The organism is Paraburkholderia sp. MM5496-R1 (assembly GCF_050436205.1).
In the GTDB taxonomy this organism is placed as follows: domain Bacteria; phylum Pseudomonadota; class Gammaproteobacteria; order Burkholderiales; family Burkholderiaceae; genus Paraburkholderia; species Paraburkholderia tuberum.
This window is the reverse complement of record NZ_JBNDLT010000002.1, coordinates 2563404-2590206: the sequence shown is the minus strand read 5'-3', so window position 1 is coordinate 2590206 and position 26803 is coordinate 2563404. Positions and strand designations below refer to the sequence as shown.

24 protein-coding genes and 1 pseudogene are annotated in these 26803 nt (G+C 63.3%); 12 read left to right on the top strand and 13 right to left on the bottom strand.

The window, feature by feature from the left end; translation table 11 throughout:
• Window positions 1–29: 29 nt before the first annotated feature.
• Window positions 30–1583: a CoA-acylating methylmalonate-semialdehyde dehydrogenase gene (locus OKW38_RS18920; protein WP_429335519.1), complete on the bottom strand. Its 1554-nt coding sequence runs from the start codon at window positions 1581–1583 to the stop codon at window positions 30–32.
• A gap of 145 nt (window positions 1584–1728) precedes the next feature.
• On the opposite strand from OKW38_RS18920, the gene OKW38_RS18915 reads away from it, so the two are divergent.
• Entirely contained in the window at window positions 1729–2628 is a 900-nt protein-coding gene (locus OKW38_RS18915; protein WP_090802362.1) for a LysR family transcriptional regulator, read from the top strand.
• Between the two features lie 236 nt (window positions 2629–2864).
• Window positions 2865–3401 carry a class IV adenylate cyclase gene (locus tag OKW38_RS18910; RefSeq protein WP_018418876.1) on the top strand — a complete coding sequence of 179 codons (537 nt, stop codon included), beginning with the start codon at window positions 2865–2867 and terminating at the stop codon, window positions 3399–3401.
• A gap of 87 nt (window positions 3402–3488) precedes the next feature.
• Here the strand turns inward: OKW38_RS18910 and OKW38_RS18905 are convergent, their stop codons facing one another.
• Window positions 3489–3980, bottom strand: a complete 492-nt coding sequence (locus OKW38_RS18905; RefSeq protein WP_090805519.1) for an Lrp/AsnC family transcriptional regulator — start codon at window positions 3978–3980, stop codon at window positions 3489–3491.
• A 250-nt stretch (window positions 3981–4230) separates the two neighbouring features.
• Here OKW38_RS18905 and OKW38_RS18900 point away from each other — a divergent pair.
• Together OKW38_RS18900 and OKW38_RS18895 are read left to right on the top strand one after the other, a co-directional pair.
• A pseudogene (locus tag OKW38_RS18900) lies at window positions 4231–4584 on the top strand (phenylalanine 4-monooxygenase); the annotation flags it as partial.
• 116 nt (window positions 4585–4700) lie between these two features.
• Window positions 4701–4991, top strand: coding sequence for a 4a-hydroxytetrahydrobiopterin dehydratase (locus tag OKW38_RS18895; RefSeq protein ID WP_429362659.1), 291 nt, complete (start codon window positions 4701–4703; stop codon window positions 4989–4991).
• 104 nt (window positions 4992–5095) lie between these two features.
• Here the strand turns inward: OKW38_RS18895 and OKW38_RS18890 are convergent, their stop codons facing one another.
• Window positions 5096–5320, bottom strand: coding sequence for a DUF3717 domain-containing protein (locus OKW38_RS18890; RefSeq protein WP_090802357.1), 225 nt, complete (start codon window positions 5318–5320; stop codon window positions 5096–5098).
• Between the two features lie 149 nt (window positions 5321–5469).
• On the opposite strand from OKW38_RS18890, the gene OKW38_RS18885 reads away from it, so the two are divergent.
• Together OKW38_RS18885 and OKW38_RS18880 are read left to right on the top strand one after the other, a co-directional pair.
• Window positions 5470–6156 carry a response regulator gene (locus tag OKW38_RS18885; protein ID WP_013090980.1) on the top strand — a complete coding sequence of 229 codons (687 nt, stop codon included), beginning with the start codon at window positions 5470–5472 and terminating at the stop codon, window positions 6154–6156.
• A 167-nt stretch (window positions 6157–6323) separates the two neighbouring features.
• Complete coding sequence (locus OKW38_RS18880) at window positions 6324–7838, top strand: sensor histidine kinase (protein WP_429362657.1); 1515 nt, start codon at window positions 6324–6326, stop codon at window positions 7836–7838.
• A gap of 83 nt (window positions 7839–7921) precedes the next feature.
• On the opposite strand, the gene OKW38_RS18875 is transcribed toward OKW38_RS18880, so the two are convergent.
• The 7 genes from OKW38_RS18875 to mnmC form a co-directional block, all read right to left on the bottom strand.
• Complete coding sequence (locus tag OKW38_RS18875) at window positions 7922–8455, bottom strand: SET domain-containing protein (protein ID WP_018418882.1); 534 nt, start codon at window positions 8453–8455, stop codon at window positions 7922–7924.
• A 213-nt stretch (window positions 8456–8668) separates the two neighbouring features.
• Window positions 8669–9781, bottom strand: coding sequence for an NADH:flavin oxidoreductase/NADH oxidase (locus OKW38_RS18870; RefSeq protein ID WP_090802351.1), 1113 nt, complete (start codon window positions 9779–9781; stop codon window positions 8669–8671).
• Between the two features lie 109 nt (window positions 9782–9890).
• Entirely contained in the window at window positions 9891–10604 is a 714-nt protein-coding gene (locus OKW38_RS18865; protein WP_090802349.1) for a glutamine amidotransferase, read from the bottom strand.
• A 141-nt stretch (window positions 10605–10745) separates the two neighbouring features.
• A complete protein-coding gene (locus OKW38_RS18860) occupies window positions 10746–11384 on the bottom strand; it encodes a MarR family winged helix-turn-helix transcriptional regulator (protein ID WP_090802348.1) in 639 nt (212 codons plus the stop codon).
• A gap of 570 nt (window positions 11385–11954) precedes the next feature.
• Window positions 11955–13070, bottom strand: coding sequence for a YbdK family carboxylate-amine ligase (locus tag OKW38_RS18855; protein ID WP_090802346.1), 1116 nt, complete (start codon window positions 13068–13070; stop codon window positions 11955–11957).
• A gap of 87 nt (window positions 13071–13157) precedes the next feature.
• Window positions 13158–14363, bottom strand: a complete 1206-nt coding sequence (locus OKW38_RS18850) for a cation:proton antiporter (protein ID WP_429362656.1) — start codon at window positions 14361–14363, stop codon at window positions 13158–13160.
• Between the two features lie 950 nt (window positions 14364–15313).
• Window positions 15314–17281 (bottom strand): bifunctional tRNA (5-methylaminomethyl-2-thiouridine)(34)-methyltransferase MnmD/FAD-dependent 5-carboxymethylaminomethyl-2-thiouridine(34) oxidoreductase MnmC, encoded by a 1968-nt coding sequence (gene mnmC, locus OKW38_RS18845; RefSeq protein ID WP_429362655.1) that lies wholly within the window; start codon window positions 17279–17281, stop codon window positions 15314–15316.
• Between the two features lie 230 nt (window positions 17282–17511).
• Here mnmC and OKW38_RS18840 point away from each other — a divergent pair, with 230 nt between their 5' ends.
• Together OKW38_RS18840 and OKW38_RS18835 are read left to right on the top strand one after the other, a co-directional pair.
• Window positions 17512–17709, top strand: a complete 198-nt coding sequence (locus tag OKW38_RS18840) for a hypothetical protein (RefSeq protein WP_090802341.1) — start codon at window positions 17512–17514, stop codon at window positions 17707–17709.
• Between the two features lie 18 nt (window positions 17710–17727).
• Window positions 17728–18006, top strand: a complete 279-nt coding sequence (locus OKW38_RS18835; protein ID WP_018418891.1) for an HU family DNA-binding protein — start codon at window positions 17728–17730, stop codon at window positions 18004–18006.
• A gap of 147 nt (window positions 18007–18153) precedes the next feature.
• Here the strand turns inward: OKW38_RS18835 and OKW38_RS18830 are convergent, their stop codons facing one another.
• Window positions 18154–19452 carry a GTP-binding protein gene (locus OKW38_RS18830; RefSeq protein WP_429362654.1) on the bottom strand — a complete coding sequence of 433 codons (1299 nt, stop codon included), beginning with the start codon at window positions 19450–19452 and terminating at the stop codon, window positions 18154–18156.
• A 145-nt stretch (window positions 19453–19597) separates the two neighbouring features.
• Window positions 19598–20041: a lytic transglycosylase domain-containing protein gene (locus OKW38_RS18825; protein WP_187612245.1), complete on the bottom strand. Its 444-nt coding sequence runs from the start codon at window positions 20039–20041 to the stop codon at window positions 19598–19600.
• 497 nt (window positions 20042–20538) lie between these two features.
• Here OKW38_RS18825 and gspD point away from each other — a divergent pair, with 497 nt between their 5' ends.
• The 3 genes from gspD to gspF are packed head-to-tail and all read left to right on the top strand — an operon-like array spanning window position 20539 to window position 25668.
• Window positions 20539–22929 (top strand): type II secretion system secretin GspD, encoded by a 2391-nt coding sequence (gene gspD, locus OKW38_RS18820; protein WP_429362652.1) that lies wholly within the window; start codon window positions 20539–20541, stop codon window positions 22927–22929.
• Window positions 22926–24446, top strand: coding sequence for a type II secretion system ATPase GspE (gene gspE / locus OKW38_RS18815; protein WP_429362650.1), 1521 nt, complete (start codon window positions 22926–22928; stop codon window positions 24444–24446). Before gspD ends, gspE begins: the two co-directional genes overlap by 4 nt.
• 4 nt (window positions 24447–24450) lie before the next feature.
• The gene (gspF, locus tag OKW38_RS18810; RefSeq protein ID WP_090802334.1) at window positions 24451–25668 is read left to right on the top strand and encodes a type II secretion system inner membrane protein GspF; all 1218 of its coding nucleotides are present in this window, start codon (window positions 24451–24453) and stop codon (window positions 25666–25668) included.
• A gap of 73 nt (window positions 25669–25741) precedes the next feature.
• Here the strand turns inward: gspF and OKW38_RS18805 are convergent, their stop codons facing one another.
• Window positions 25742–26155 (bottom strand): hypothetical protein, encoded by a 414-nt coding sequence (locus OKW38_RS18805; RefSeq protein WP_429335533.1) that lies wholly within the window; start codon window positions 26153–26155, stop codon window positions 25742–25744.
• A 134-nt stretch (window positions 26156–26289) separates the two neighbouring features.
• Between OKW38_RS18805 and gspG the strand changes: the two genes are divergently transcribed.
• Complete coding sequence (gene gspG, locus OKW38_RS18800; RefSeq protein ID WP_429362648.1) at window positions 26290–26754, top strand: type II secretion system major pseudopilin GspG; 465 nt, start codon at window positions 26290–26292, stop codon at window positions 26752–26754.
• Window positions 26755–26803 lie beyond the last annotated feature (49 nt).

Below are 26803 nucleotides of genomic sequence, written 5' to 3'. Positions count from 1 at the left end.
CCGACTTGATGCCGCGCAAAGCCGCCAGCTTATTTGGCGACCGGCATCGTGAATTCGGCGCCCTTCGCGATGCTGTCAGGCCAGCGCTGCATGATGCTCTTATAGCGCGTGTAAAACCGCACGCCTTCCTCGCCGTACGCATGATGATCGCCGAACAGCGACTTCTTCCAGCCGCCGAACGAATGCCAGGCCATCGGCACCGGAATCGGCACGTTGATGCCGACCATGCCGATCTCGATCTGCCGGGAAAACGCGCGTGCAATGCCTCCGTCGGACGTGAACAGCGACACGCCGTTCGCAAACTGATTCGCGTTGATCAGTTCGACTGCGGAGGCGAAGTCGGGCACGCGCACGACGCATAGCACCGGTCCGAAAATCTCCTCGCGGTAGATCTTCATGTCGGGTAACACGTCGTCGAACAGCGTGCCGCCGAGGAAGAAACCCTTCTCGTGCCCCGCGACCTGATGACCGCGCCCATCGACGACGAGCTTCGCGCCCGCGGCGACGCCAGCGTCGATATAGCCGAGCACCTTGTCGCGATGCGCGCCGGTGACGAGCGGCCCCATCTCGGCCGCCGCTTCCATGCCGTTGAGGATCTTCAGGCTCTTCACGCGCGGCGTCAGACGCTCGATCAGCTCATCGGCGATATGCCCCACCGCGACCGCCACCGAAATCGCCATGCAGCGCTCGCCGGCCGAGCCGTAGGCGGCGCCGATCAGGGCGTCGACGGCCTGGTCGAGATCGGCGTCGGGCATTACGACGAGGTGATTCTTGGCACCGCCCAACGCCTGCACGCGCTTGCCGCGCTTCGTGCCTTCGGTGTAGATGTATTCGGCGATCGGCGTGGAGCCGACGAACGACAGCGCGCTGACTTCCGGATGCACGAGCAGCGCGTCGACCGCGACCTTGTCGCCGTGCACGACGTTGAACACGCCGTCCGGCAGGCCGGCTTCCTTCAGCAGTTCGGCGAGCCGGTTCGACGCGGACGGATCGCGTTCGGACGGTTTCAGCACGAAAGTGTTGCCGCACGCGAGCGCGACGGGGAACATCCAGCACGGCACCATCATCGGGAAATTGAACGGCGTGATGCCCGCGACCACGCCGAGCGGCTGCCGCAGATTCCAGTTGTCGATGCCGCCGCCAATCTGATCGGTGAAATCGGTCTTCAGCAGATTCGGGATGCCGCACGCGAATTCGACGATCTCGATGCCGCGCATCACCTCGCCCTTGGCGTCGGAAAACACCTTGCCGTGCTCGCGCGTGATCAGCTCCGCGAGCTCATCGTGATGACGGTCGAGCAGTTCCTTGAACTTGAACAGCACCCGCGCGCGTTTGATCGGCGCCGTTTCGCTCCAGGCGGGAAACGCGGCTTTGGCGGCAGCGACCGCGGCGTCCACCTCGGCGACGCTCGCGAGCGGCACGCGCGCGCTGACGCTGCCGAGCGCCGGATTGAAGACGTCGCCGAAGCGCCCGCTCGTGCCTTCGACCGTCTTGCCGTTGATGAAATGGCTCAGCGCGCGTGCACTCGCCGCGCTGCGTGCGGCTTCGTCCTGCGCGGTTGCGTCGGAATATGTCTCGCTCATCTCGTTCCTCTTTCCTGTGAAATCTTCCGCTTCGCGCGCGATGCCGCGCGCACAAGCGTGCTGAACACCAAGCGTACGGCCCTTACGAGCGACAAATCCAATAAGTAATGCTCATCTGCGCTATAAGCCGCGCTAATATCAGCATATGGATCTCACTCTCCTTAGGGCCTTCGTCACCGTCGCACGCGAGGGCAACCTTACGCGTGCCGCGGTGCAACTGCATCTGACCCAACCTGCCGTCAGCCTGCAAATCAAGCACTTGCAGGAGACGCTCGGCGTGACGCTGTTCACGCGGACTTCGCACGGGCTCGCGCTGACCCGCGACGGCCAGGCGCTGCTGCCGCATGCCCAACGCGCGCTCGGCGCGGCAGCCGACGTCCAGCGGGCGGCGCAGACGCTGCGCCAGGAAGTACGCGGGCGTCTGCGCATCGGCACCATTCTCGACCCCGAGTTTTTGCGCCTCGGCGGTTTCCTGAAGCAGCTCGTCGAGACCTGGCCGCAGATCGAAACCGCGCTGCGCCACGGCATGTCGGGCTGGGTGCGCGAACAGATTCGCGCGGGCGAGCTCGACGTCGGCTATTACATTGGCCTGCCCGCCGACGACGAGACGCGCGACGGCGCCACGTTTCACGCGGTCACGCTCACGCATTTCCAGTATCGCGTGCTCGCGCCGGCGGGCTGGAAAGATCGCGTGAAGGGTGCGCGAGACTGGCGCTCGCTCGCGGCGCTGCCGTGGATCTGGACGCCGCCGGCGTCCGCGCACAACCGGCTGCTGTCGCGCTGTTTCGGCGAAGCGGGTGTGAAGCCGGTCAAGGTGGCCGAGGTGGACCAGGAGCCGTCGATGCTCGATCTGGTCAAATCGGGCGTCGGTCTCACGCTTGCGCGCGATGCAACCGCGATCGCGGAGGCGCATGCGCACGCGCTGACGATCGTCGATGGCATAACGGTGCCGACGCAGCTGAGCTTCATCACGCTCGACGAGCGCAAGGACGAGCCAGCGATCGCGGCGGCGTTGAAGCTGATCGAACAGCAGTGGGCGATTTGAGCGGGGACGGTCTGACGCGTTGCGATATGAGCCTCGCTAATGCCCGCCCTCTTCCACTTGTCCGCCGAGCTGAAACCGCTCCGTCACGAAGTTTTTGCTAGATTAGCGGTTTGCGCTCGCGTAGCGCCCTCGCAGCTTTCCGTTCCGCCTGGCTTCGTCCTTCCCGGCGGCCTCCGCCTGGCAACACCAGCAACTCCGGAGCCGCCGGTCACTTCCCCCATCCACAGGAGCCTGACATGGCACGCAACATCGAAATCAAAGCCCGCGCCCAGCATTTCGACCAACTGCGCGAGCGCGCCGCACAGCTCGCGACGGACGCGCCGCTGATCTTCCGCCAGCAGGACTTTTTCTACGACGTGCCGCGCGGCCGCCTGAAGCTGCGCCAGTTCGACGACGGCACGCCGGCCGAGCTGATCTTCTATCAGCGCGACGACCGCGACGGCCCGAAGGCGTCGTACTACACGCGCAGTCCGGTGACGAATCCCGAAGCGATGCATGCGCTGCTCGCGACCGCGCTGACCACGCGCGGCATCGTCTCGAAAGAGCGGCACGTATATCTGAGCGGGCGCACGCGGATTCATCTGGATCGCGTCGACGGTCTCGGCGATTTCGTCGAACTCGAAGTGGTGCTCGCGCAGGACGACGACGAAGAAGGCGGCCACGCGGAAGCACAAGCGATGTTCAAGAGCCTTGGCGTATCGGAAGCGGATCTGGTGCCGGTCGCGTATGTCGATCTGCTGAATGCCGACGACGAGCCGAAGCGGGCGGCATAGAGTTCCCGTCACCGCAGGGGCCGCGGCAAGGCATGCGCGGCTCCCCTCTTCCTGTCAGTCGGCACTGCCGGCAACGGCTTCGAACCCTCAAACCGCCGCCGCCCCCGGCGCCAGATGCCCGAGCGGCAACGGCCCATTGCGCTTGAACGTGGTCAGCACGATATTCGAGCGCACGCTATCGACACCCGGCACGCGCATCAGCTTCTTCATCACGAAGGTCGACAGGTAATTCAGATCCGGCGCGACGATGCGCAGCAGATAGTCGGCATCGCCGACGACCGCGTGACATTCGAGCACTTCGGGCAGCAAGTCGATCTGCTGCTGAAACTGCTCGATGATCGAATCGCCGTGATGCTTCAGCTTCAGGCTCGTGAAAGCGGTGACGCCGAGCCCAAGCTTTTCGGGCCGCAGCACGACGCGATAGCCATCCACCACACCGACCTGTTCCAACCGTTGCAGGCGTCGCCCGATCTGCGACGGCGACAGCGGCACCTGCTCCGCCAACTGCTGATGCGTGGCGCGGCCGAAGCGCTGCAGCACGTCGAGCAGTGCGAGATCGAAGTGGTCGAGTTCAAGCATGATAATATCCCGCACTAATCTGCCATTTAACACACGATTATCGCATAACCATCCGCTTTTACGCGAAGCTTTCGCCCTTTCCGCACGTGCTCCGCTCTACACTCGCATACACCAATTTCAGGCAATTCGTCTTACTGCAGCCTAGTCATGTCCACCGCCAGCACCGCCAAACTCAAGGAACAGTTCGACGCCGGTCTCGAGACCCGCGCCGACTTCACGATCGATCAGCCCGCTTGAGCGCTACGGCCCGCTGCCGCTGCTCGCGCGGCTCTATTGGTACACAGTGGAGTTCGGGCTGATCCGCGATGACCCGGGTCCGAACGGCGTGAAGACGCTGCATAGCCAGCAAAGCGCAGCGCCGAACCGGCTCGGCTTCGCGTTGGAACGCGTGATGCGCACCCGTTATCGCATCGATACGTTAAAACAAACCTATTTCGTCATCGATGACTTCGCGCAACTTTTCCACGTCGCGCAAACAGACTTCACACCGCTGCTGACGAAGCTCGCCAACGCACCTGCCTACGCGGCGGGCGACCTGTTCGACGGCGACTGCGTGATTACGCGCGGAATCCGCGAGGGTTGGAACACCGGCGGCGACGTTTGAACGAAAAGCCATCGCAAACCGATCCGGCCCAGCGTGCGGCGAGCGTTGCGCAACCATGAAAAAATGACGGATTCGTCCGCCTGCCGGCGAGCGGTTTCCACGAGCGAGGTAACACCATGATTCAGAAACTGACTTCCGACGAGCGAACCCGGCAACTGGCGAAACTGAATCGCTGGCAAAGGGTGGCTGAGCGTGATGCGATTCGCCGCGCGTTCGAGTTCGCCGACTTCAACGAGGCCTTCGGCTTCATGACGCGCGTCGCGATCAAGGCGCAGGAGATGGACCACCATCCCGAGTGGTTCAACGTGTACAACAAGGTCGACATCACGCTCTCCACCCATGAAGCGAACGGCGTGACCGAACGTGACATCGCGCTTGCCGCATTCATCGACGGGATTACTATGTAATACAAATAATTACGGGCCTTTATGGGTGTTTATGCCTAACTTGCCGCGTAATCAGGTGACCATGAAAGGACAATGCAGGCAATTCCCTAGGCAAACCTTCAGTTCTACAGGCTATTCTTAAGTTGAACGTAAGCTTCCCAGGCCTGCCTTGCAATCGGGTCGAAACGATCGAGTGATAGCGACTGCTGACGCTGTACAATCAGCAGCGCATACGGCTTGGAGAGCGCGCTTGCCTCCTTGCACAGAACGTGTTCGTCGCCGCTTGAAGGTGAGCGGGTGCGCCAGAAGTTGATCGCGGCTTCCAGTTCGTGAATGCTGATCTCGGACATGACTTCGTGATGGCTGGCACGGTGCTTCGATTCGGCTCGACAGCTGCTTCGTGGCGCGTCTGCCGCCGCTTCGCACGCTGGCTGTGTAGCAGGCGCCCCGGCGAACCGCTTGCCCAAACGCCTAAACCCATTGTACTTGAGCGAAATCCATGCGACTCCTTCTGATCGAAGATGACCGCCCCATCGCGCGCGGCATCCAAAGCAGTCTCGAACAAGCCGGCTTCACCGTCGACATGGTCCATGACGGCATCTTTGCCGAGCAGGCCCTCACGCAAAATCGCCACGAACTCGTGATCCTCGATCTGGGTCTGCCGGGCATCGACGGCATGACGCTGCTGTCGCGTTTCCGCCAGAGCAACCGTCACACGCCGGTGATCATCCTGACCGCGCGCGACGAACTGAACGACCGCGTGCAAGGCCTGAACTCGGGCGCGGACGACTACATGCTGAAGCCGTTCGAGCCGGCTGAGCTCGAAGCGCGTATTCGCGCGGTGATGCGCCGCAGCGGTCCGCACGGTGACATGCCGCGTCCGGAAGTGTCGCTGGGCGGCGTGCGGCTGTCGGGCGTCGATCGCCGCATCTTCAACGACGACAAACCGCTCGAACTGTCGCCGCGCGAATTCGCGGTGCTCGAAATGCTGCTGCTGCGTCATGGCCGCGTCGTCAGCAAGGCGCAACTACAGGATCATCTGACACACTTCGGCGGCGACCTCGGCGATACCGCGATCGAAGTCTACGTGCACCGCGTGCGCAAGAAGCTCGAGAACTGCCGTGTCGAAATCGTCACCGTGCGTGGCTTTGGCTACCTGTTGCAGGAAATTCGCCAGGCCGCATAATCGTCGTGAAGGCCGCGCATTGCGTCGCGGCCTGACGGCCCCGGAGCGGCGCCGCGCATCGGCTGTGCCCGCGGCGCCTTGTGCCGGGCCCCGGGCCGTCTCAAGGCGCCTCGCGCCATTACTACCGCAGTTGCCACCGCAGTCACAACTTTCCCGCGCGTTCGATCATGCACCAGCCGGCCGCCAATAGTCTGCGCCGCACGCTGCTGCGGCGCCTCGCTGCTCCCCTGTCGCTGCTCGCGCTGATGAGCGGCCTGATCGCTTACTGGCTCGCATGGCAGTACACGCAGCACGTGGTCGACCGTTCGCTCGCGGACCTCGCGACCGCGATCTCCAAACAGATTCAGATTGCCGGACCGGAAGCGCCGATCACGGTGCCGCCGCTCGCGCAGGCGATGTTCTCCGACCCGGTCGAACATCTGGTCTACCGGATCAGCACCGGCGACACCGAAATCGCCGGCGATCACAATCTGCCGCTGCAAGGGACCAACGTGCGCCGCATGCATTACGCGTACGTGTTCGAGACGCAGCACGAAGGCGTGACCGTGCGGGTCGCTCAGGTGCGCGTCGATCAGCCGAGCGGTAATCCGATCGTCGTCGAAGTCGGCCAGCCCGTGCATCACCGCTTCCGCATCGCCGCCGAGTTCCTCGTCGCGATCATGATGCCGTTATTGCTGCTGCTGCTAGCCGGCTGGGTGATCGTGTGGCGCGTCGTCAATCAGCAGCTCAATCCGCTGACGGCGCTCGCCGATTCGCTGAACCGGCAAACGCACACGTCGCTCGAGCCGGTCGACGAAACCTATGTGCCGGTCGAGATCCGTCCGCTGACGGGCGCGCTGAACGCGTTGCTCGATCGTCTGAAAGCCGCCCTCGATGCGCAACGTAAATTCATCGCCGATGCCGCGCATCAGCTGCGCACGCCGCTCACCGCCGTGAAGCTGCATGCGGAGCAGGCGGTCGTCGCACGCGATCCGCAGCAGACGCTCGCTGCCGTGCACGAACTGCGCGCCGCGGCCGATCGCGCCGTGCGGCTGTCGAATCAATTGCTGTCGCTCGCGCGCGCCGAGCCGGGCGAACAGGCGGCCCGCTTCGTCAATGTCGACATGGCCGCGCTCGCGTTCGACACCGGCGCCGAATGGGTGCCGCGCGCGCTACCGGTACACGTGGACCTCGGCTTCCAGCGCCTCGACGATCCGTCCAACGATGACCCGCTGATGGCGCGCGGCAACCCTGTGCTGCTCCATGAAGTGATCGCGAATCTGCTCGATAACGCGCTGAAGTATGTGCCGCCTTCGCGGGCCGACGGCGGGCGTATCACGGTCACAGTTTCGCAGACGCTGATCGACGATCTGCGCATGGCCGAGATCGTCGTCGAAGACAACGGGCCGGGCGTGCCGCGTTCGCAGCAGGCGGATCTGTTCAAGCGATTCTTCCGCGGCGACGGGCAGACCGAGGCGGGCGTCGACAGCGGCGCGGGTCTGGGCCTCGCGATCGTCCACGACATCATGGTGCTGCATCATGGCAGCGTGCATTACGAGGACGCACCGGAGGGCGGCGCACGCTTTATCGTGCGGATTCCGTTGCTGCCGCCCGGTGCGTCCGCAGGCGCTGCCACCGCCAACGATGCCAACGCACGGCGCGCCACGAAAAAACCGGCGCACTCGGCGCCGGTCGATTTGTAGAAGGTTTGCCCGGCTGCCGCGGCGGCGTTCGCCTCAGCGCTTCGATCAGCGCAGACAGCTACCGCCGCGCACCGACCCGCGCCTCATTTCTTCTTCGATTTCTTCGCCGATTTGCTCGACTTTTCGCCCTTGTCGGCGCCTTTACCCGACTTGCCGCCGCCCTTGCCCTTCTGCGGCGGTGCCAACATCGTGCCGCGGCACTTGCGCGCGCCGCAGCGGCATTCGTATTCTTTTTTCAGCTTTTTCGTCTGACGCGCGTCGATCACGAGGCCGTAGTCGTAAAAGACTTCCTCGCCCTCCGCGATATCGCGCAGCGCATGCACGTACACGTGTCCGTCGATTTCCTCGGCTTCGCAGTTCGGCGCGCATGAATGATTGATCCAGCGCGCGCTATTGCCGTTCACCTTGCCGTCGATGACCTTGCCGTTATCCAGCGCGAAATAAAACGTGTGATTCGGTTCAGCCGGATTATGCGGATGGCGGCGCAACGCTTCTTTCCAGGTAATCCGCTCGCCCTTGTATTCGATCAGTCGCTCGCCGGCCGCGATCGGTTCGAGAGCAAACACGCCTTTGCCGTGCACACCCGAACGGCGCACGGCGATCCTGCGTGAATTCATTGAATGAATCCTTGTGAAGAACTGGGGAATCAAATCTGGCAATCGTCAGGCACGTCGTGCGCGCGGCTTTTTTCTGACGCGAATAGCAAACGCGGCGCCCTGAAAGCGCCGCGTCGACTTGCGACGCGCACCGCGCCACAACCGGCATCCTACACGTTGTCCACGGCTTCCTTCAACCGTCAGCCGATGCGTTCGTTCAAGGTGCGACGGGCGTCACCGTTGACCAAACGAAATGTCGCCGAACAGCGCTTTCTGCTCACGCGGTTGTGAACGCCAGTACTGCGGCGGCGCTTCGACGGTCGCACCGAGGTTAGCGGCGGCGTGCCACGGCCAGCGCGGGTTATAGAGCAGCGCGCGAGCCAGCGCGATCAGATCGGCATCGCCCGTTTCGATCAGCTGCTCGGCGTGCAGCGGATCAGTGATAAGTCCGACGCCGATCGTCGTCAGACCGGTTGCGTGCTTGACCGCCTTCGCGAACGGAATCTGATAGCCTGGCTCGAGCGGAATTCGCTGCAGCGGCGAGACACCGCCCGACGACACGTCGATCCAGTCGCAGCCGCGCTTTTCCAGCTCGTGTGCAAACGCGATCGTGTCTTCGAGCGTCCAGCCGCCTTCGACCCAGTCCGTCGCCGACACGCGCACGCCGACCGGTTTGTCGGCAGGAAATGCGGCACGCACGATGTCGAAGATTTCGAGCGGAAAACGCATGCGGTTTTCGACCGAGCCGCCGTAGTCGTCGGTGCGCTGATTGGCGATCGGCGACAGGAACTGATGCAGCAGATAGCCATGGGCGGCGTGCACTTCGAGCGCGTCGATGCCAAGACGCGCGGCACGCCGCGCGGACGCGGCGAAGGCCTCGCGAATCCGGTTCAGGCCGACGACATCGAGCGCGAGCGGCGGCTCCTCGCCCGGCTTGTGCGGCAGCGCCGACGGCGCATGCGGCAGCCACCCGCCTTGCGACACCGAAATCAGCTGGCCGCCTTCCCACGGCACGTGGCTCGATGCCTTGCGGCCCGCGTGCGCCAGTTGCATCGTCACGTTGACGTGCGAATGCTTGCGGATCGCGGCCAGCACCGGCACGAGCGCCTCTTCGGTCGCGTCGTCCCACAAGCCGAGATCGCCGGGGGTGATGCGCCCGTCCGGCTCGACGGCGGTTGCTTCGATGCACAGCATGCCCGCGCCGGACAGCGCGAGACCGCCGAGGTGAATCATGTGCCAGGCGGTCGCTTCGCCGCGTTCGGCGGAGTACTGGCACATTGGGGAAACGACGATCCGATTGGGAAGCGTCACGCTACGCAGCGTGAGCGGAGAGAAAAGCGCGCTCATGGATTACGCCCAGTGAAAGCCCGAGAGCGATCGAGGATAGCACCGCACGCGGTTTACTGCATGAACGTGGCACCTGGCTGGCCGCTTACGTCGCCATTCGGCTAGCCATTCAGACTTGCGTCTCGACGCGATCGAGCCATTCGCCGAACATGCGGCACGCGGCGGCTTCGAGCACGGGACCGTATCGGCCGGTGTCGGCGCGCAACTGACGCGCGTCGATGCCGTGGCCCGAGAGTTCGTTCGCATTCCCTATCAGCCAAGGTTCGAACCGATCGGTGCGGATCTCGGGATGACACTGCAAGCCCAGCACGTGATCGCCCCATGCGAAGGCCTGATTCTCGCAAGCCGGGGTCGATGCCAGACGGGTCGCGTTGGCCGGCAGATCGAAGGTGTCGCCGTGCCAATGCAGCATCGAGGTATGAGCGCCATCGAGATGACGCAGCGGCGAGGCGCGGCCGGCATCGGTCAGCTTGAGCGGCGTCCAGCCGAGTTCGGCCTGAGCCGCGGGGTAGACGCGCGCACCGAGCGCCCGCGCGATCAGTTGTGCGCCAAGGCAGATACCGAGTGTCGGCAAACCGGCCGCGATGCGTTTTTCGATCAACGACAGCAGCGGCGCGAGCGTGGGGTACAGCGCGTCGTCGGTAGCGCTGATGGGGCCGCCCAGCACGACCATCAGCGACGCGGCAACCGGATTGGGCGCCTCGATACGGGCAACGCCCACATCGAGATAACGGACCGGACGCCCGCGCTCGCCGAGCACGAGCTCGAGACTGCCCAGATCCTCGAAGTGCACATGGCGGATGGCGAGTACTTCCCGATTCATCGGCCTGCCCTATCTTCAGGTTGACTAACGACCTGCCGCCAACGACTTTATCCGTGCACGGCACCAGCCGGCAAGCAGGCGGCGCATACCGCCCGCCGTCGCCGGCCAGGCCATGTAGCGGATTGCCCAGGAAGACGCCCGTTATTGGGCGAAGATCTTCCAGGTCTTCTTCTGGGTGGCGACGTCCGCCGTTTCATGCACGGAGCAGTCGAGACGCACATCGGTGTCCAACATGTTCAGGTCGAGCAGCGCGCAGTGATGCGGCGTCTTCTTCGGATTCTTGCTCGGCTGGAAATGCGTGCAGCTCAGGCACATACGATGCGACGGAATCGTGTTTTGCGCTTCGAGCTGATAGATGGTCTTGAGCAGCGTGCGATAGAACACGGACTGCTCGTCGTCGCGCAGCGTACCGACCGCCTTCGAGAGGAAGTCCGGCCATTGCGCGGCGCGTTTGGCAGCGGTGCGGCCACGCGAGGTCAGACGTACCGCGAGCGCGCGACCGTCGTCGAGTGCGCGACGCTTTTCGACGAGGCCCTTGGTCTCGAGCGTGCTGACCGCATCGCTGGTGGTCGCGGCAGTCAGCGCCGTTTCACGCGCGATTTCGCCGAGACGCATCGGCCCCTTACGTTGCATCAACAGCACGAGGATCTCGCCCTGGGTCGGCGTAAGGCCCGCACCTTCCGCCCATTCCCAAGCCTGGCTTCGCATCGCCGTGCTCAATCGCAAGAGGCTGTGGGTCACTCGCCCGGCTGCCTGTTCTCCGTATACGCCTTCGCTCATAATCTTCGATTCGTTTATTTACCGCTTTGGTGCAATGCCGGCGGCTGCCTGCCGGAGTACACCCGTTGCGTGTGTGGGGTAGCTTCGTCCAACCGCGGATGAAACCGTTTGTACTATCTCAAAAATACACCGTCTTGGAAGCCGAAGGCGGCGAAAAACGACATTCTATGCGACAGCGGCTAATCGTACAGCTAACTTATCCAACGCGAGCTGTGGATAAGCAGGGGAAAACGTTTGGACAGCCTGTGTACCGTTTTGCAACAAGCACTTGCAGCGTGTTGAACGTTTCCTCGGTTGCGCTTGCCAGGCGTGGCCGGAGCCCGTTTTACGAGCCCAGTTATCATTTCCCCAGCGCATTGACTTTGCAGGAAATTATTCAGTTGTCCACAGCCTTTGGCAATGCCTGCTTACGACTACTACGCTGGTATACGTAAACTTTCGAAAAACCTGAAGGGTTGCGCGCGCGAAAAACCATAAAAATTTTCTTACGAAAAAAAACCCGCACGCGGCGGGTTTCGTCGGAACGTCGCGTAGCTGGCGCACGCGAACGGTTTCATGAAGTCTTCGCGACTAGGCGCGCCATTGCAGACACTGCTGGCGTACCGCTTCGTGCAAGGACTTTTCCTGCGCAAACACACTGCGCAGCCACGTCGCGTCGTTGACCTGACCGCGCGCGATCGCGCCGACTTCGGCCAGCGCATTCACCGAGCCGAGCGCTTCTGCATGCGGTCCGATCTGTTCGAGCGTTTCGAGAATATCTTCGGAAATCGTCTTGCGTTCACCGGTTTGCGGATTGATGCAGGTGCCACCGAGTCCGAACCGGCAGGCTTCGAAACGGTTGAACGTGTAGACCAGATAATCGTCTTCCTGCGGCATGATCGGCTTATCGAGCAACAAATGACGCGCGAGCGTCTGGATGTAGCAGGCGATCGCCGCGGCGCGATCCACCGAAAACGGCGTATCCATCACGCGGACCTCAATCGTGCCGAAGCCCGGCTTCGGACGGATATCCCAGTAGAAATCCTTCATGCTGTTGACCACGCCCGTGTGGACCATCTTCGAGAAATACTCCTCGAAGCTGTCCCACGTCAGCACGAACGGCGCGCGGCCCGACAGCGGAAACGCGAACACGGAATTCAGACGTGCCGAATGAAATCCGGTATCGACGCCCTGTACGAAAGGCGACGAGGCGGACAACGCAATGAAATGCGGGATGAAGCGCGACATCGAATGCAGCAGATACAGCGCGCTGTTCGGATTCGGGCAACCGATGTGCACATGCTGGCCGAACACGGTGAACTGCTTCGCAAGATAGCCGTATAGCTCGGAAATATACTGAAAGCGCGGCGTATCGACGATCTGCCGCTCGCTCCATTGCTGGAAAGGATGGGTGCCGCCACCGCACAGACCGACGTTCAGATGATCGGCCGCGGACACCAGCGTGTCGCGAATCTTGCGCAGATCGGTGACCGCCTGTTCGTGCGACGTGCAGATGCCGGTCGACAGCTCGATCATGCTTTCGGTGATTTCCGGCGTGATATTGCCGGGGATTTTCTCGTCCTTGATGAGGCGCAGCAGATCCGTGCCGGCTTTGGTCAGATCATAGTCGTGCGTATTGACGATCTGCATTTCGAGCTCGATACCGAACGTGAACGGTTTCGAGTCGATGAAGGGTTCGAGTGACATGGCGTCCCCTGAGTCAGGTCGTTTGAGGCGAAGGAATTGAAAGACGGGTTCGTGAAACGCGCATGGCAGCCCATGCGTGTTTCACGCTTACCCCTCGCGCCGCTCGGCGACGAGCGCGAGGCTGCGATAGACGAGCCACGGCCCGAGAATCTGCAGCACGAAAATCGAACACATAGCGATTGCGCGCAGTTGCGGATCGAAGTTCGGATACAGGTTGTACGTGTCGTCGACGAGCAGATACGCGAGCGCCGACATCGGTGACAAGGACAGGCCGAGCGCGATGCCCTGCTTCAAGTCCAGGCCGCTCGGCTTCGCGAACGCCAGCACGCCGACCAGCTTCGCGACGAGGCGAGCAACGATCAGACCCAGCGCGGCGACTCCGCCCAACGCGATGTGCTTCCATTCGAACGACGTCAGCGTCAGCACGAACAGGATCACCGTCAGCAGCCAGCCCGCGGTGCCGAAATGCTCTGGCCACAACTGCGGACGCACTTCGTGATTCTTCACGATGATGCCCGCGGCGAGCAGCGCGAGAATCGTCGACAGCTTGAACAGATGCGCGATCGCGATCGCGAGCAGCACGAGACCGAACAGCGCCACGAACGAATGCTCGTCCTGCATGTTCAGGCGCCGATAGAAGAACGTGCAGGTGCGCGCGAGCAGATACGCGAGCACGAGCGAGCCGACCAGCAGGTACAACGGCTGCAGGATGGTCGCGAACACGTTGCCGTAAACCTCCTGATGCAGCCAGCTCGACACGAGCTTTTCGATCACGACCGCGTACATGCTGTTCAGCGCGGTCAAGGTCAGAAGACGCTGCGTGACCTGGCCTTCCGCGCGTAGTTCGGTTTTGAGCTGGATCACCATCGCGGGCGATGTCGCCATCGCGATCGCGGCGAGTACGGTTGCGACCATCAGCGGCACGTGCAGAAACAGCAACACGGGCAGCACCAGCACGAAAGTCAGCGTGGCTTCGGCGACGCTCGACAGAATCAGCCACGGATTACGGCGGATCCAGCGCAGATCGAGCCGGCTGCCGAGTTCGAACAGCAACAGGCCGAGCGCGACGTCGAGCAGCGGCCGCGCGGCGCTCGCGGAATCCGCATCGATCACGCCAAAGCCTGCCGCGCCGGCCACGAGTCCGATCACCGCATAGCCGGAAATGCGCGGCAAACGCCACGCGCGATAGCAAAGCTCGCCGCACAGACCGGCGGCAAGCAATGCAAGACCCGCCCAGAAAATGGCGTCGGGCGAAAGCGGCCACGCTGGCAAAAACGAAAACGCCGAATTCATCGTAATGGGTTCTCCTTGGCAGCAACGGCAGACGACACGAACCGGCGCACACGCACGCCGTCACGAGCGCACGGGGAGCGCACGTTGTCGCAAGCGCTTCGCGAAATCAGCGTTGCGAGGTTTCAATGATCGGATGATCGGAATGCGCCACGGCCGCGAAGAACCGCACGGAGTCGGGCACATACACGGGATGCGGCAGTAGCAACAGGCATGCTGAAGGAACGCCGTCGACCTTGAATCAGATTCTGTTTGACCGGCACCGTTCCATTGCTGCGCGTGCCGTCAGTTGCTGTGGCACGACGCGGAAAAACGGGGATTGTGCCATAGCTTTTTCCGGGTTAACCGAAAAGACGTTAACTCGCAGGCAAAACGGTAAAAAAGAACGTTATTTTCCCAGTGAACGGAAAAAGCGACCTTTTTTCGAGGTATCGCATCAGTTTCGACCACGTCGCGAACGGCGAATCCGCTCCCGGGCGTTGCCGCTGCTTCGGTGATTTCGATGCGCGGGTTTGTCGTTAACGCAGCGCGTCGAGCGATCCGTTTTACGCGAACTCGAACGAAATTCAGCTAGCCCGATAGGCGGGGCGTTAGCCCCCGTCCTTGCTGTTTACTGGTTTACCGTATGTATACGTAGTAACAGTTAACAAGCTGCCTCGGTTTCTGTGGATAACCTATGTTTACCGAAACAAATCATCGAGTTCCCGCCCGCATAACCGGATGCACAGCATGTGCGGCGGCTGCCGGTATACGCGAGCAACTTTTCGCACTTTTTCGCGATGTCCCAGTTACCCCGTTTACGTCCACAACGGTTCCACACGACTTGCGCCGGTTAACCGCGCCGTTATCCACAGGTCGCAGTGGATAAGCCGGAATCCTGGTTAACCTGGTTTACAGGGAGGGCGGAGTTAACGTGCCGGGCGCAGAGATAACTTCGCAATGGTCGAAGCCGGTTAACCGATCGTTCCCTGTCGCAAGGAGCGCAGCAGAAAACGCCCAGGGTCGATGTCTTCGGCGAGATCGCGTTCGAGCGGCCACGGCTCGCCTTCGATCTGCGACGCGATCAGTTCAGCGCCGAGCGCGGCCCACACCAGCCCGCGAGAACCATAAGCGAATGCGCCGTACAGACCGTCGAGACGCGGCAGATCGAGCGGCCATGCGCCGCGCAGGCGGGCAGCATCGCGGGCGGCAGCGGCTTCGTCGGCGAGCTGGCCGATCATCGGCATGCGATCCGAGCTCACGCAGCGAAACGCAACGCGTCCGGCGAGCGAGGTCAGCGGCGCGGCATCGAGTGCGCTTGCGAACGACGGCAACATCTGCGCGACGCGCTCGATATTCTCGCGATGACCGTCCGCGCGCAGCGACGTGTCGGGATCGTCGAGTTCATAGGTCGCGCCTGTCAGCGTGACATCGTTCGCGAGCGGCACGGCGTAGCCCTCGCCGATCACCGGCAGCGCAAGCGGCGCGACGGTACCCGCCGGCAGCAAGCTCAACTGACCACGAATGCTGCGTGTCGGCGCATGACGCAAGCCAGCGATGCGCGCAGCTTCATGCGCACCAGCGACGATCACGACCGGCGCTCGCGCGACTACCTTTCCCGCGATATCGAAGACGGTCCACTGATCGCCGGAACGTTCGAGCCGCGCGACGTCCACACCGAAGCGTCGTTCGAGCAAGCCGCCTGCCGATGCGAATTGCGCCGCGCACAGCGAAGCCGGATCGATCCAGCCGCCGCGCGGAAAGAACCAGCCGCCACGCGCGAGCGGCACGCCGGCGAGTCGCTCGGCATCGGACGCGCACACCGGCGTCACGTAGTCGGACGGATAGCGGAACGCGCCGATGGCCTCGCCGATTGCGCGCGCCTCGTCGTCGTCCGCGGCGATCTGCAGCAGACCGCGATCGCCGCGCGCGAGCCGATGCCCTGCACTTTCGAGCGCGGCCCAACGATTGAGCGCGTACAGAAAGCCCGCCCGCGTGACGCGCGACGCGACGCTGTCGTCGCGCGAAATCATTGGGTGGAATACGCCGGCTGGATTGCCAGACGCATCTTGTGCAACCGACGCATGCCGCTCGAGCGAAGTCACGCGCCAGCCGCGCGCCGCAAGCCGCTCGATCACCGCGCAGCCGGCCAGTCCCGCACCGATCACGACCGCGTGTCGTTCGTCGTGCCCGAACGGCGCGGGCGGCTCGTAACGGCGCACACGCCAGCGCGGCGCGAAGCGACCGACCAGCATCGCGCGTTTCCAGCCGAAGCCGTCGACCTTGCGATACTCGAAGCCGCATTGCGTCAATGCGCGTTTGACGTCGCCCGCGCTGCTATAGGTGGAGAAGGTCGCGTCATCGCCGGCGACGCGCGCGAGCGCCTTGAAGATCGCCGGGCTCCACAGCTCTGGATTTTTCGCGGGCGCAAAGCCGTCCAGATAGAACGCATCGGCACGCAGCCGCAATGTGGGCAGGCTGTCGAGCGCATCGGCGAAGATCAACGTCAGCACGACGCGGCCGCCTTCGAATTCGACCCGGTGCGTGCCGGGCACGAGCATCGGCCAAGCGTTCGCGAGCGTGTCCGCGAGCCCGGCGATCAGCGGATCGGAGATCGTCGTTGCGTGAACGCGGCGCAGATCGGCGGCGCTAAACGGATGCTTTTCGGTCGACACGAAATGCAGCCGCTCGCAGCGAGCCGGATCGGCGCGCCATGTGGCCCACGTGACGAGAAAGTTGATGCCGATGCCAAAGCCGGTTTCGAGCACGGTGAACGTACGGCGGCTCTGCCATCTTTCGGGCAATTCGTTGCCGCGCAGAAAGACGTAGTGAGCCTGCTCGAGCGCGCCGACGGCGCTGTGATAGATGTCGTCGTAGTGTGGTGAAAAGGGGCTGCCGTTGTCGCGGAAAGCGAGGACGGCGGGGATCAGCGGATCGGTCATGCGCGACGGGAAAACTCGCTCAAAAGGTCGCTCGAAAGAGCGGGTTCGATGGTTCGAGCCGGCGCGCGCTGCGCGCGAGTCGCCGTAAAAGACCCATCAGGACGCATTTAGACGCTTTGCTGCGTTGGCAAAAACCAACGCTAACCCCCGCCAGGACTGGGTTTCAGCCCTCGTTTAGGGGGTGCTGAGGGGCAAAATTTCGATTTCCTTGCAAGAACGGCCCGAAAACCGTGCAATTCCTCGAAACCCTTATCCTGATTGGGTTTGCGCTGCGCTATCATAGCAAGCGCCGCGAAGGGAGCGGCAGCACGGCCGCCGAACAGGGTTTTGTCCGGCGCGGGAGATCGTCAGGATCAGGGCCGCAGCTGCTCGACGGCGCGGTGCGCGCACGTATAATCGGCGCGGTCGCGCTGTTCGTATCAACCTAAACTCAGAAAGGAACCTTAATGAACAAACAGGAACTGATCGACGCTGTCGCAGGACAGACGGGCGCCAGCAAGGCTCAAACCGGTGAAACGCTGGACACGTTGCTTGAAGTGATCAAGAAGTCTGTGTCGAAGGGTGAGGCGGTCCAGTTGATTGGCTTCGGTAGCTTTGGTTCGGGCAAGCGCGCAGCGCGTACGGGTCGTAATCCGAAGACCGGCGAAACTATCAAGATCCCGGCTGCCAAGACCGTCAAATTCACGGCAGGCAAGGCGTTCAAGGACTCGGTCAACAAGCGCTAGGCAGATTCCTGCCGGGCAGTTGACACCCGCGAGAAAAACCCGCCAGTGGCGGGTTTTTTTTCGTCCATGCATATGGTTCAAGCGCGGGACGTGCTTCGTTCAGTCATGACGATGCGCGTTCTCGCCGTGGTCATGTCCGCCATGTTCTCAGTCGTCGCCGTGCCCGTGATGATGACGGCCGCGATCATCATCATGATCGTGATCGTGGTCGTCGAACTCCCACGCCGGGAACGGATCAGGGAACTGCTGCCAGGCTTGCGCCCCGAGCGCGTATTCGTCGTCGGTGAGCAGACAGGCGTCGAACTTCGCGCGCCACATGGCGGGGTCGATATCCACGCCGATCAGCACGAACTCCTGACGACGATCGCCGATGCTGGGATCGTCCGGCGCGCCGTACCAGTCGTCGGCGATTTCGGCGGCCAGCTCGTCGTCGCCTGCCGGCCATTCGCTGCGATCCTGCGCGGCCCACCACATGCCCGCCGGACCGTGCCGGCAAGCGCCACCGGCCTGCGATAGCGAACCGCCGATATCGTTGCGCGTCGCGAGCCAGAAGAATCCCTTGCTACGCAGTATGCCCTTCCACTCCCGATGCAGCAGCTCCCACAGCCGCTGCGGATGAAACGGCCGGCGTGCGCGATAGACGAAATGGCCGACGCCGTATTCGTCGGCTTCGCTGCGATGCATGTGGCCGTGTTGACCGCCGTGCTCGTGCTCGAGTGCCGCGAGCCAGCCCGGCGCATTCGACGCTTCGTCGAAATCGAAGCGTCCGGTGTTCACGATCTGGTCGAGCGGCACGTCGGCGAAGCGGCTCACGAGCTGCACCGCGCGCGGGTTCAGGCGTGCGAGGATGCGCTGCAATCGCGCGAGTTCGTCGGCGCTGACGAGATCGATCTTGTTCACGACGAGCACGTCACAAAACTCGATCTGCTCGATCAGCAATTCGACGATCGTACGGTCGTCGTCTTCGTCGACCGTAATGCCGCGTTCGGCGAGCGCGTCGGCCGACGCGTAATCGCGCAGGAAGTTGAACACATCGACGACCGTGACCATCGTATCGAGCCGCGCGACGTCGCCGAGCGACGCGCCTTCGTGGCCCTCAAATGTAATGGTTTCGGCACTCGACATTGGCTCGGCGATGCCGCTCGATTCGATCACGAGCGCGTCGAAGCGATTTTCGCCGGCGAGGCGACGGATTTCGTTTTGCAGCTCGTCGCGCAGCGTGCAGCAGATACAGCCGTTCTTGAGTTCAACGACCTGCTCGTCGACGCTCGACAGGTCGGCCGCGTGGCGCACAACTGTCGGGTCGATATTGACCGCGGCGAGATCGTCGACGATCGCGGCGACGCGCAAACCGGCGCGATTCGCAAGGATGTGATTCAGGAGCGTGGTCTTGCCGGCGCCCAGAAAACCGGAGAGCACGGTGATGGGCAATAGCGGCTGGTTCATCGCGGTACGGAATACGGGAGGATTGAAAGGCGTGTCGGGAGCGGGGCCAAATGGTCGGCGTCGCTGCGACGGCGCGACAGCAGCATGAAGCCGCATTGTGCATTAAAACGGGCGCAGCCTGCGCAAGCGACAGCGCTGGACAAGCCTACTGCGCGGGCATCAACTTCCATCTGCGCAGAATCGCGGCGATCTGTTGCGAGTATTTGTCCCGCAACGCCGGCGTCTCAGAGTGGTATGCTCCGACCGCCTGCCAGGTATTGCCGTACTTGTTCATCTGGCGGCGCAGATGCCACGCCGCGATATAAACGTTCTTGCACGGCTCCATCAGCGTGCCCTGCGAGATCCCGTACTGGGCGAGCACCGGCAGATGCACCGAATTGATCTGCATCACACCGTAGTCGGTCGAGCCGTTCGCGTTCTTGTGCTGCGCATCCGGCCGGTTGTGCGACTCCTGCCACGCGATAGCCCGTAAAATCAATGGGTTGACCTTCTGATACTTCGCCGCTTCGTCGAAGCAGTCGGCGCGCGCGGAGCCGGCTGCGACGAGCAGCGCGAGCGTGGCGGCGACGGTGACGAGCGGACGTTTCATCGGTCAACAGGACAGGATAAACCCGAGGTAAGAATCGGTAAGGCAGTTTGCCGGCCGCATTTTGGCCGCAACGGCAAGCTGGCCGGGCATTTGTCGAGCATCGGGGAAAACCCGCGTCAGCAAACACATAGCAGTGAGTCGAACGGCTCGTATCATACCGGCAGTCCGACCTTCGTCAAGTTGGCTAACCGACATAAGACCGTACAAAGCCGGGTAATGGCGTCCAGGTACGGTGCCGGTTAGCTTTCAATTTAGTAACCAGCCTGCGATTCCGTAAGGATTCGCATGAGGCCCCTTGTTTTGTTTCAAATCCGACATGAAAAGCTGTTACTGTTCGTTTTTTTCGGGCGTCGGGACGCTGGAGCTCCAAGCGAAACTCGCTTTTGGGGCCGGCTCACAGACCGACCGGGCGGTAGCTTGCTGCCAGGTCCGCATCGCTTGACCGTCGGTGGCAGAGGCTGCCGGCATCGATATCACATTCCATGAGAAGAAATTGTATGGCTTTGCGTCGCGTGGCAACGGCGCTGCTGGTGGCTGGACTGATCACCGCGCAGACAGCACAGGCAGAGGTGACACTCAACTTCGTCAACGCCGACATCGACCAGGTCGCCAAGGCGATCGGCGCGGCGACCGGCAAGACGATCATCGTCGATCCGCGGGTGAAGGGGCAACTGAACCTCGTGTCCGAAAACGCGGTACCCGAGGATCAGGCGCTCAAAACCCTGGAGTCCGCGCTGCGCATGCAGGGCTTCGCGCTCGTGCAGGATCACGGCGTGCTGAAAGTGGTGCCCGAGGCCGACGCCAAGCTGCAAGGCGTGCCGACCTACGTCGGCAACGCACCGACGGCGCGCGGCGACCAGGTCGTCACGCAGGTCTTCACGCTGAGGAACGAATCGGCCAACAACCTGCTGCCGGTACTGCGTCCGCTGATTTCGCCGAACAACACCGTCGCGGCCTACCCCGCCAACAATACGATCGTCGTCACCGACTACGCCGACAACGTGCGGCGCATCGCGCAGATCATCGCGGGCATCGATAACGCGGCAGGCCAGTCGGTGGCGGTCGTGCCGCTGAAGAATGCGAATGCGATCGACATCGCGCAGCAGATGAACAAGATGCTCGATCCGGGCTCGATAGGCAGTACGGACGCGACGCTGAAGGTGTCGATCGCGTCGGATCCGCGCACCAACTCGCTACTGATGCGCGCGTCGAACACCGCACGTCTCGCGGCGGCAAAGGAGCTCGCGAAACAGCTCGACGTGCCGACCACGATGCCGGGCAACATGCACGTCGTGCCGCTGCGCAACGCGGACGCGACGAAGCTCGCGCGCACGCTGCGCAACATGCTCGGCAAGGGCGGCGGCGAAGGCTCGTCGGGCGGCTCGAACGAGGCGAACTCGTTCAACCAGAACAGCAGTGGTGGTGGCGGCGGCGGTCTGTCGAACGCCAGCAATTCGACGGGCACGTCGGGCACGCCACCGTTGCCGTCAGGCGGACTCGGCGGCAGCTCGATGAACTCGCCGATGGGCGGCGGCGCCTCGGGCTCGAATAGTAATAGTGGCGGCTTTCTCGGCGGAGAAAAGGAGAAGAGCGAAGACCAGGGCGGCGGCATGATCACGGCCGATCCCGCAACCAACTCGCTGATCATCACGGCGCCCGATGCGACGTACCGCAACTTGCGCGCGGTGATCGACCAGCTCGATGCACGTCGCGCGCAGGTGTATATCGAGGCGCTGATCGTCGAGCTGAACTCGAATACGAGCGGCAACCTCGGGATTCAGTGGCAGGTCGCGAACGGTAACCTGTATGCCGGTACCAACCTGTCGACTGGCTCGGGCAACAGCATCATCAACCTGACGGCGGCCGCGGCCGCTGCCGGCTCGACCGGCGGTCTCGCTACGGCACTGGGCGCCCAGAACTTGCAACAGGGCCTGAACGTTGGCTGGATCCACAACATTTTCGGCGTGCAGGGTCTCGGCGCGCTGCTGCAGGCGCTGTCGCAGACCGCCGACGCGAACGTGCTGTCCACGCCGAACCTGATCACGCTCGACAACGAAGAAGCGAAGATTATCGTCGGTACCAACGTGCCGATCCAGACCGGTTCGTACTCGAACCTGACGAGCGGCACGACGAGCGCGGCGTTCAACACGTACGACCGTGTCGACGTCGGTCTGACGCTGCACGTGAAGCCGCAGATTACCGACGGCGGCATCCTGAAGCTGCAGCTCTACACGGAAGATTCCGCGATCGTGAACGGTACGAACAACGCGGCGACGAACCCGGCGGGCCCGGAATTCACGAAGCGTTCGATCCAGTCGACCGTGCTGTGCGATACCGGCGAGATCATCGTGCTCGGCGGCCTGATGCAGGACAACTACCAGGTCAGCAACAGCAAGGTGCCGCTGCTCGGCGACATTCCGTGGCTGGGCCAGCTGTTCCGCTCCGAGCAAAAGACGCGCGACAAGACTAACCTGATGGTATTCCTGCGCCCGGTCATTCTCGCCGATCGCGACACCACCCAGGCCGTCACGGCGAACCGCTACGACTACATCCAGGGCGTGCAGGGTGCGTACCGTTCGGACAACAACATCATGAAGGATCGCGACGATCCGGTCGTGCCGCCGATGCCGCTCGGCCCGAGCCAGGGCGGTGTGCCGGCGCTGAACCTGTTCGATCTGAACCAGATGCGCCGCAAGCAGATGATGCCGCAGCAGGCACCGCAACAGGTGCCTCAACAGGTACCGCCGCGGGCCGTGCCGCAAGCCAACGCGCAGCCCACGACGCAACCTGTGCCGCAATCGATGCCGCAAACCGTGCCGCAACCGGCGGTCGTCGATCCGGCCAGCGGAGTGGTGCCGAGTACGGTATCGCCGGGAGCGCGTCCGTGACGCAGACGTCCGCGCAAACCGCGCCATTGCAAGGTCGGTTGAACGGCGACGCCGCCGGCGAGCGCGCGGCGCCCTCGCCGCTCGCCGCCCGGCTCGTGCCGTACGGTTTCGCGCGCAGCGGCCAGATCCTGGTCGCGCATCAGTATGCCGATAGCCTCGAAGTCTGGATCAGCGAGCGCACGAGCGAAGCCGCGCTTGCCGAAATCGCGCGCAACTACGGCACGGTATCGGTGGTGCGCGTGCCCGCCGACGATCTCGCGCAGGCGATCAACCAGGCCTATGCGCGCCAGGACGGCAGCGCCGCGCAGGTGGTCGGTGAAGTGGAAGGCGAAGTCGATCTGTCGCGTCTGATGCAGGACATTCCCGAGGTCGAGGATTTGCTCGAATCGGAAGACGACGCGCCGATCATCCGCATGATCAACGCGCTGCTCACGCAAGCGGCGCGCGAACAAGCGTCGGATATTCATATCGAGCCGTTCGAGAATGCGTCCGTGGTGCGCTTTCGCGTCGACGGCACGCTGCGCGACGTGGTGCGGCCGAAAAAAGCGCTGCACGGCGCGCTGATCTCGCGGATCAAGATCATGGCGCAGCTCGACATCGCGGAGAAACGTCTGCCGCAGGACGGCCGCATTACGCTGCGCGTCGGCGGTCGTCCGGTCGACGTGCGCGTATCGACGCTGCCCACCGGCCACGGCGAGCGCGCGGTGCTGCGGCTGCTTGAAAAAGACGCGGCGCGACTGAATCTCGAAGCGCTGGGCATGGCATCCGACACGCTCGGTAAGTTCGACAAGCTGATCGGCAAGCCGCACGGCATCGTGCTCGTGACGGGCCCGACCGGCTCCGGCAAGACCACGACGCTGTATGCGTCGATGTCGCGACTGGAGACGGCGACCACCAACATCATGACGGTGGAAGACCCGATCGAATACGACCTGTCCGGCATCGGCCAGACCCAGGTCAACGAGCGGATCGGCATGAGCTTTGCGCGCGCGTTGCGCTCGATTCTGCGTCAGGATCCGGACATCATCATGATCGGTGAAATCCGCGACCTCGAAACCGCGCAGATCGCGGTGCAGGCGTCGCTGACCGGCCACCTGGTGCTCGCGACGCTGCACACGAACGACGCGGCATCCGCGGTCACGCGTCTGACCGACATGGGCGTCGAGCCGTATCTGCTCGCTTCGTCGCTGCTCGGCGTGCTCGCGCAGCGGCTCGTGCGGCGGCTGTGCCCGGTGTGTCGCGAAGAGCGCACGGAAGAGGACGGCAGCAAGCGCTGGCATCCGGTCGGCTGCGACCGTTGTGGCCAATCCGGTTACGCGGGACGGCGCGGCGTCTACGAGCTGCTGCTGATCGATGAGACGATCCGTGCGCTGATCCACCGCAACGCGGCGGACGCCGAAATTCTCGAAGCGGGCCGCGCGCACGGCATGCGCACGCTGCGCGAGGATTCGGAGCGCTGGCTCGCATCGGGACTGACGTCGCTCGAAGAAGTGATTCGCGTGACGGGCGGAGCATAAGCGCATGCCGGCATTCCGTTTCGAAGCGATCGACGCGGCGGGCAAGGCACAAAAAGGCGTGCTCGACGCCGACAGTGCACGCGGCGCGCGCACCAACCTGCGCTCGCAGGGACTCACCCCGCTCGTCGTCGAACCGGCGGCGTCGCGCACCCGCGGCGAGCGCAATCAGCGGCTTGCGCTCGGGCGTCGTCTGTCGCAGCGCGAGCAGGCCATTCTGACGCGGCAGCTCGCGAGTCTGCTGATCGCGGGTCTGCCGCTCGACGAAGCGCTCGCGGTGCTCACCGAGCAGTCGGAGCGCGACTACATCCGCGAGCTGATGGCGGCGATTCGCGCCGAAGTGCTCGGCGGTCATTCGCTCGCGAATGCGCTGCAGCAGCATCCGAAGGACTTCCCCGAGATCTACCGGGCGCTCGTCGCGGCCGGCGAACACACGGGCAAGCTCGGCCTGGTGCTGTCGCGGCTCGCCGACTACATCGAGCAGCGCAATGCACTGAAGCAGAAGATCGTGTTGGCGTTCACGTATCCGACGATCGTCACGATCATCGCGTTCGGCATCGTCACGTTCCTGCTCAGCTATGTGGTGCCGCAGGTCGTCAACGTGTTCGCGAGCACCAAGCAGCAACTGCCGTTTCTGACGATCGTGATGATGGCGCTGTCCGGCTTCGTGCGGCACTGGTGGTGGGCGATGCTGATCGGCGCGATCGTGGTCGTCTATCTGGTGCGCGCGACCCTCAGGCAACCGGGCCCACGGCTCGCCTTCGACCGCTGGCTGCTGACCGCGCCGCTGATCGGCAAGCTCGTGCGCGGCTATAACACGGTCCGCTTCGCCAGCACGCTCGGCATTCTGACCGCGGCGGGCGTGCCGATTCTGCGCGCGCTGCAAGCCGCGGCCGAAACGCTCAGCAACAATGCGATGCGCGAGAACATCGACGACGCGATCGTGCGAGTGCGCGAAGGTACGTCGCTGTCGCGCGCGCTCGGCAACACGAAGACGTTCCCGCCGGTGCTCGTGCACCTGATCCGCTCGGGCGAAGCGACCGGCGACGTGACGACGATGCTCGATCGCGCGGCCGATGGCGAAGCGGGCGAGCTGGAGCGTCGCACGATGTTCCTGACGAGCCTGCTGGAGCCGCTGCTGATCCTGGCGATGGGGGGCGTGGTGCTGGTGATCGTGCTCGCGGTGATGCTGCCGATCATCGAACTGAACAACCTCGTGCAGTAGTAGTCGTAGCGCGAGGAAGGAAGAGAAAGGATTTGCGCGGCATGCGGTATCAGCCGCGCAACCGCTTCGGGTTTCAGCGCACGTAAATGGTGGGACCGCTGGAGTAGGCGGGGAGGAAGATTTCCGAGTGGGCGCCATTGCGGTCGATGATGATCGAGCGGGCGCGGACTTCGGAGAGCCTGGTGCCTTGCATCAGCGCGCTGCCGAGCGACACCGCGCGCGGCGGTTCGCCACCGACGCTGACGATCGCCGCGGCGCCTTCGCTCAACGCGAGGATGCCGAAGAGATGGATGTCCTGATTGACGTTGCGCGTGAGCTGTCCGCCGAACAGCGTCGCGGCCTGATCGGTCGAGACCTGCGCATGCGCCGCCGCAGCCGGCAACGGCGCGCCGGCCATCGTGATGAGCGTGATGACCCAGTAGGTCAGCGTCGCGCAGAAAGCGGCGAACAGCGCGAGCGACAGGAGGCGGATTTGGATGGCGTTCATGCGCACATTGTACGGACTATTGTGAAAATTGCGGTGGGTTGAAGCCCTTCAACTGCATGACATTAAAATGACGGCCCGGCGGTTCAATCTGATAAGCCGGGCCGAAAATTTCACCTGAAAAGAGGTAGCAACCTATGCAACTGTCGACCATTCGCCGCGCTGACAACGCGGGTTCGCGCGGCCGTCGTCAACGCGGTTTCACGCTGATCGAAATCATGGTCGTGATCGCCATTCTCGGCATTCTCGCCGCGCTGATCGTGCCGAAGATCATGAGCCGTCCGGACGAAGCGCGGCGCGTTGCCGCGAAGCAGGACATCGGCACCGTGATGCAGGCGTTGAAGCTCTATCGCCTCGACAACGGCCGCTATCCGACCCAGGAGCAAGGCCTGCACGCACTGATCGAAAAGCCGTCCACCGACCCGGTGCCGAACAACTGGAAGGAAGGCGGCTATCTCGAGCGTCTGCCGAACGATCCGTGGGGCAATGCGTACCAGTACCTGAATCCCGGCGTGCACGGCGAGGTCGATGTGTTCAGCTACGGCGCCGATGGCAAACCGGGCGGCGAAGGCAACGACGCCGACGTCGGGTCCTGGCAATGAACAGGCTGAACGTGGCATCCCGGCAGACTCGATGATGTTCATGCACGCG

Coding starts and splice junctions, on each gene's coding strand:
- OKW38_RS18920 (WP_429335519.1), bottom strand. CDS start 1,583: ATGAGCGAGACATATTCCGACGCAACCGCGCAGGACGAAGCCGCACGC.
- OKW38_RS18915 (WP_090802362.1), top strand. CDS start 1,729: ATGGATCTCACTCTCCTTAGGGCCTTCGTCACCGTCGCACGCGAGGGC.
- OKW38_RS18910 (WP_018418876.1), top strand. CDS start 2,865: ATGGCACGCAACATCGAAATCAAAGCCCGCGCCCAGCATTTCGACCAA.
- OKW38_RS18905 (WP_090805519.1), bottom strand. CDS start 3,980: ATGCTTGAACTCGACCACTTCGATCTCGCACTGCTCGACGTGCTGCAG.
- OKW38_RS18895 (WP_429362659.1), top strand. CDS start 4,701: ATGATTCAGAAACTGACTTCCGACGAGCGAACCCGGCAACTGGCGAAA.
- OKW38_RS18890 (WP_090802357.1), bottom strand. CDS start 5,320: ATGTCCGAGATCAGCATTCACGAACTGGAAGCCGCGATCAACTTCTGG.
- OKW38_RS18885 (WP_013090980.1), top strand. CDS start 5,470: ATGCGACTCCTTCTGATCGAAGATGACCGCCCCATCGCGCGCGGCATC.
- OKW38_RS18880 (WP_429362657.1), top strand. CDS start 6,324: ATGCACCAGCCGGCCGCCAATAGTCTGCGCCGCACGCTGCTGCGGCGC.
- OKW38_RS18875 (WP_018418882.1), bottom strand. CDS start 8,455: ATGAATTCACGCAGGATCGCCGTGCGCCGTTCGGGTGTGCACGGCAAA.
- OKW38_RS18870 (WP_090802351.1), bottom strand. CDS start 9,781: ATGAGCGCGCTTTTCTCTCCGCTCACGCTGCGTAGCGTGACGCTTCCC.
- OKW38_RS18865 (WP_090802349.1), bottom strand. CDS start 10,604: ATGAATCGGGAAGTACTCGCCATCCGCCATGTGCACTTCGAGGATCTG.
- OKW38_RS18860 (WP_090802348.1), bottom strand. CDS start 11,384: ATGAGCGAAGGCGTATACGGAGAACAGGCAGCCGGGCGAGTGACCCAC.
- OKW38_RS18855 (WP_090802346.1), bottom strand. CDS start 13,070: ATGTCACTCGAACCCTTCATCGACTCGAAACCGTTCACGTTCGGTATC.
- OKW38_RS18850 (WP_429362656.1), bottom strand. CDS start 14,363: ATGAATTCGGCGTTTTCGTTTTTGCCAGCGTGGCCGCTTTCGCCCGAC.
- mnmC (WP_429362655.1), bottom strand. CDS start 17,281: ATGACCGATCCGCTGATCCCCGCCGTCCTCGCTTTCCGCGACAACGGC.
- OKW38_RS18835 (WP_018418891.1), top strand. CDS start 17,728: ATGAACAAACAGGAACTGATCGACGCTGTCGCAGGACAGACGGGCGCC.
- OKW38_RS18830 (WP_429362654.1), bottom strand. CDS start 19,452: ATGAACCAGCCGCTATTGCCCATCACCGTGCTCTCCGGTTTTCTGGGC.
- OKW38_RS18825 (WP_187612245.1), bottom strand. CDS start 20,041: ATGAAACGTCCGCTCGTCACCGTCGCCGCCACGCTCGCGCTGCTCGTC.
- gspD (WP_429362652.1), top strand. CDS start 20,539: ATGGCTTTGCGTCGCGTGGCAACGGCGCTGCTGGTGGCTGGACTGATC.
- gspF (WP_090802334.1), top strand. CDS start 24,451: ATGCCGGCATTCCGTTTCGAAGCGATCGACGCGGCGGGCAAGGCACAA.
- OKW38_RS18805 (WP_429335533.1), bottom strand. CDS start 26,155: ATGAACGCCATCCAAATCCGCCTCCTGTCGCTCGCGCTGTTCGCCGCT.
- gspG (WP_429362648.1), top strand. CDS start 26,290: ATGCAACTGTCGACCATTCGCCGCGCTGACAACGCGGGTTCGCGCGGC.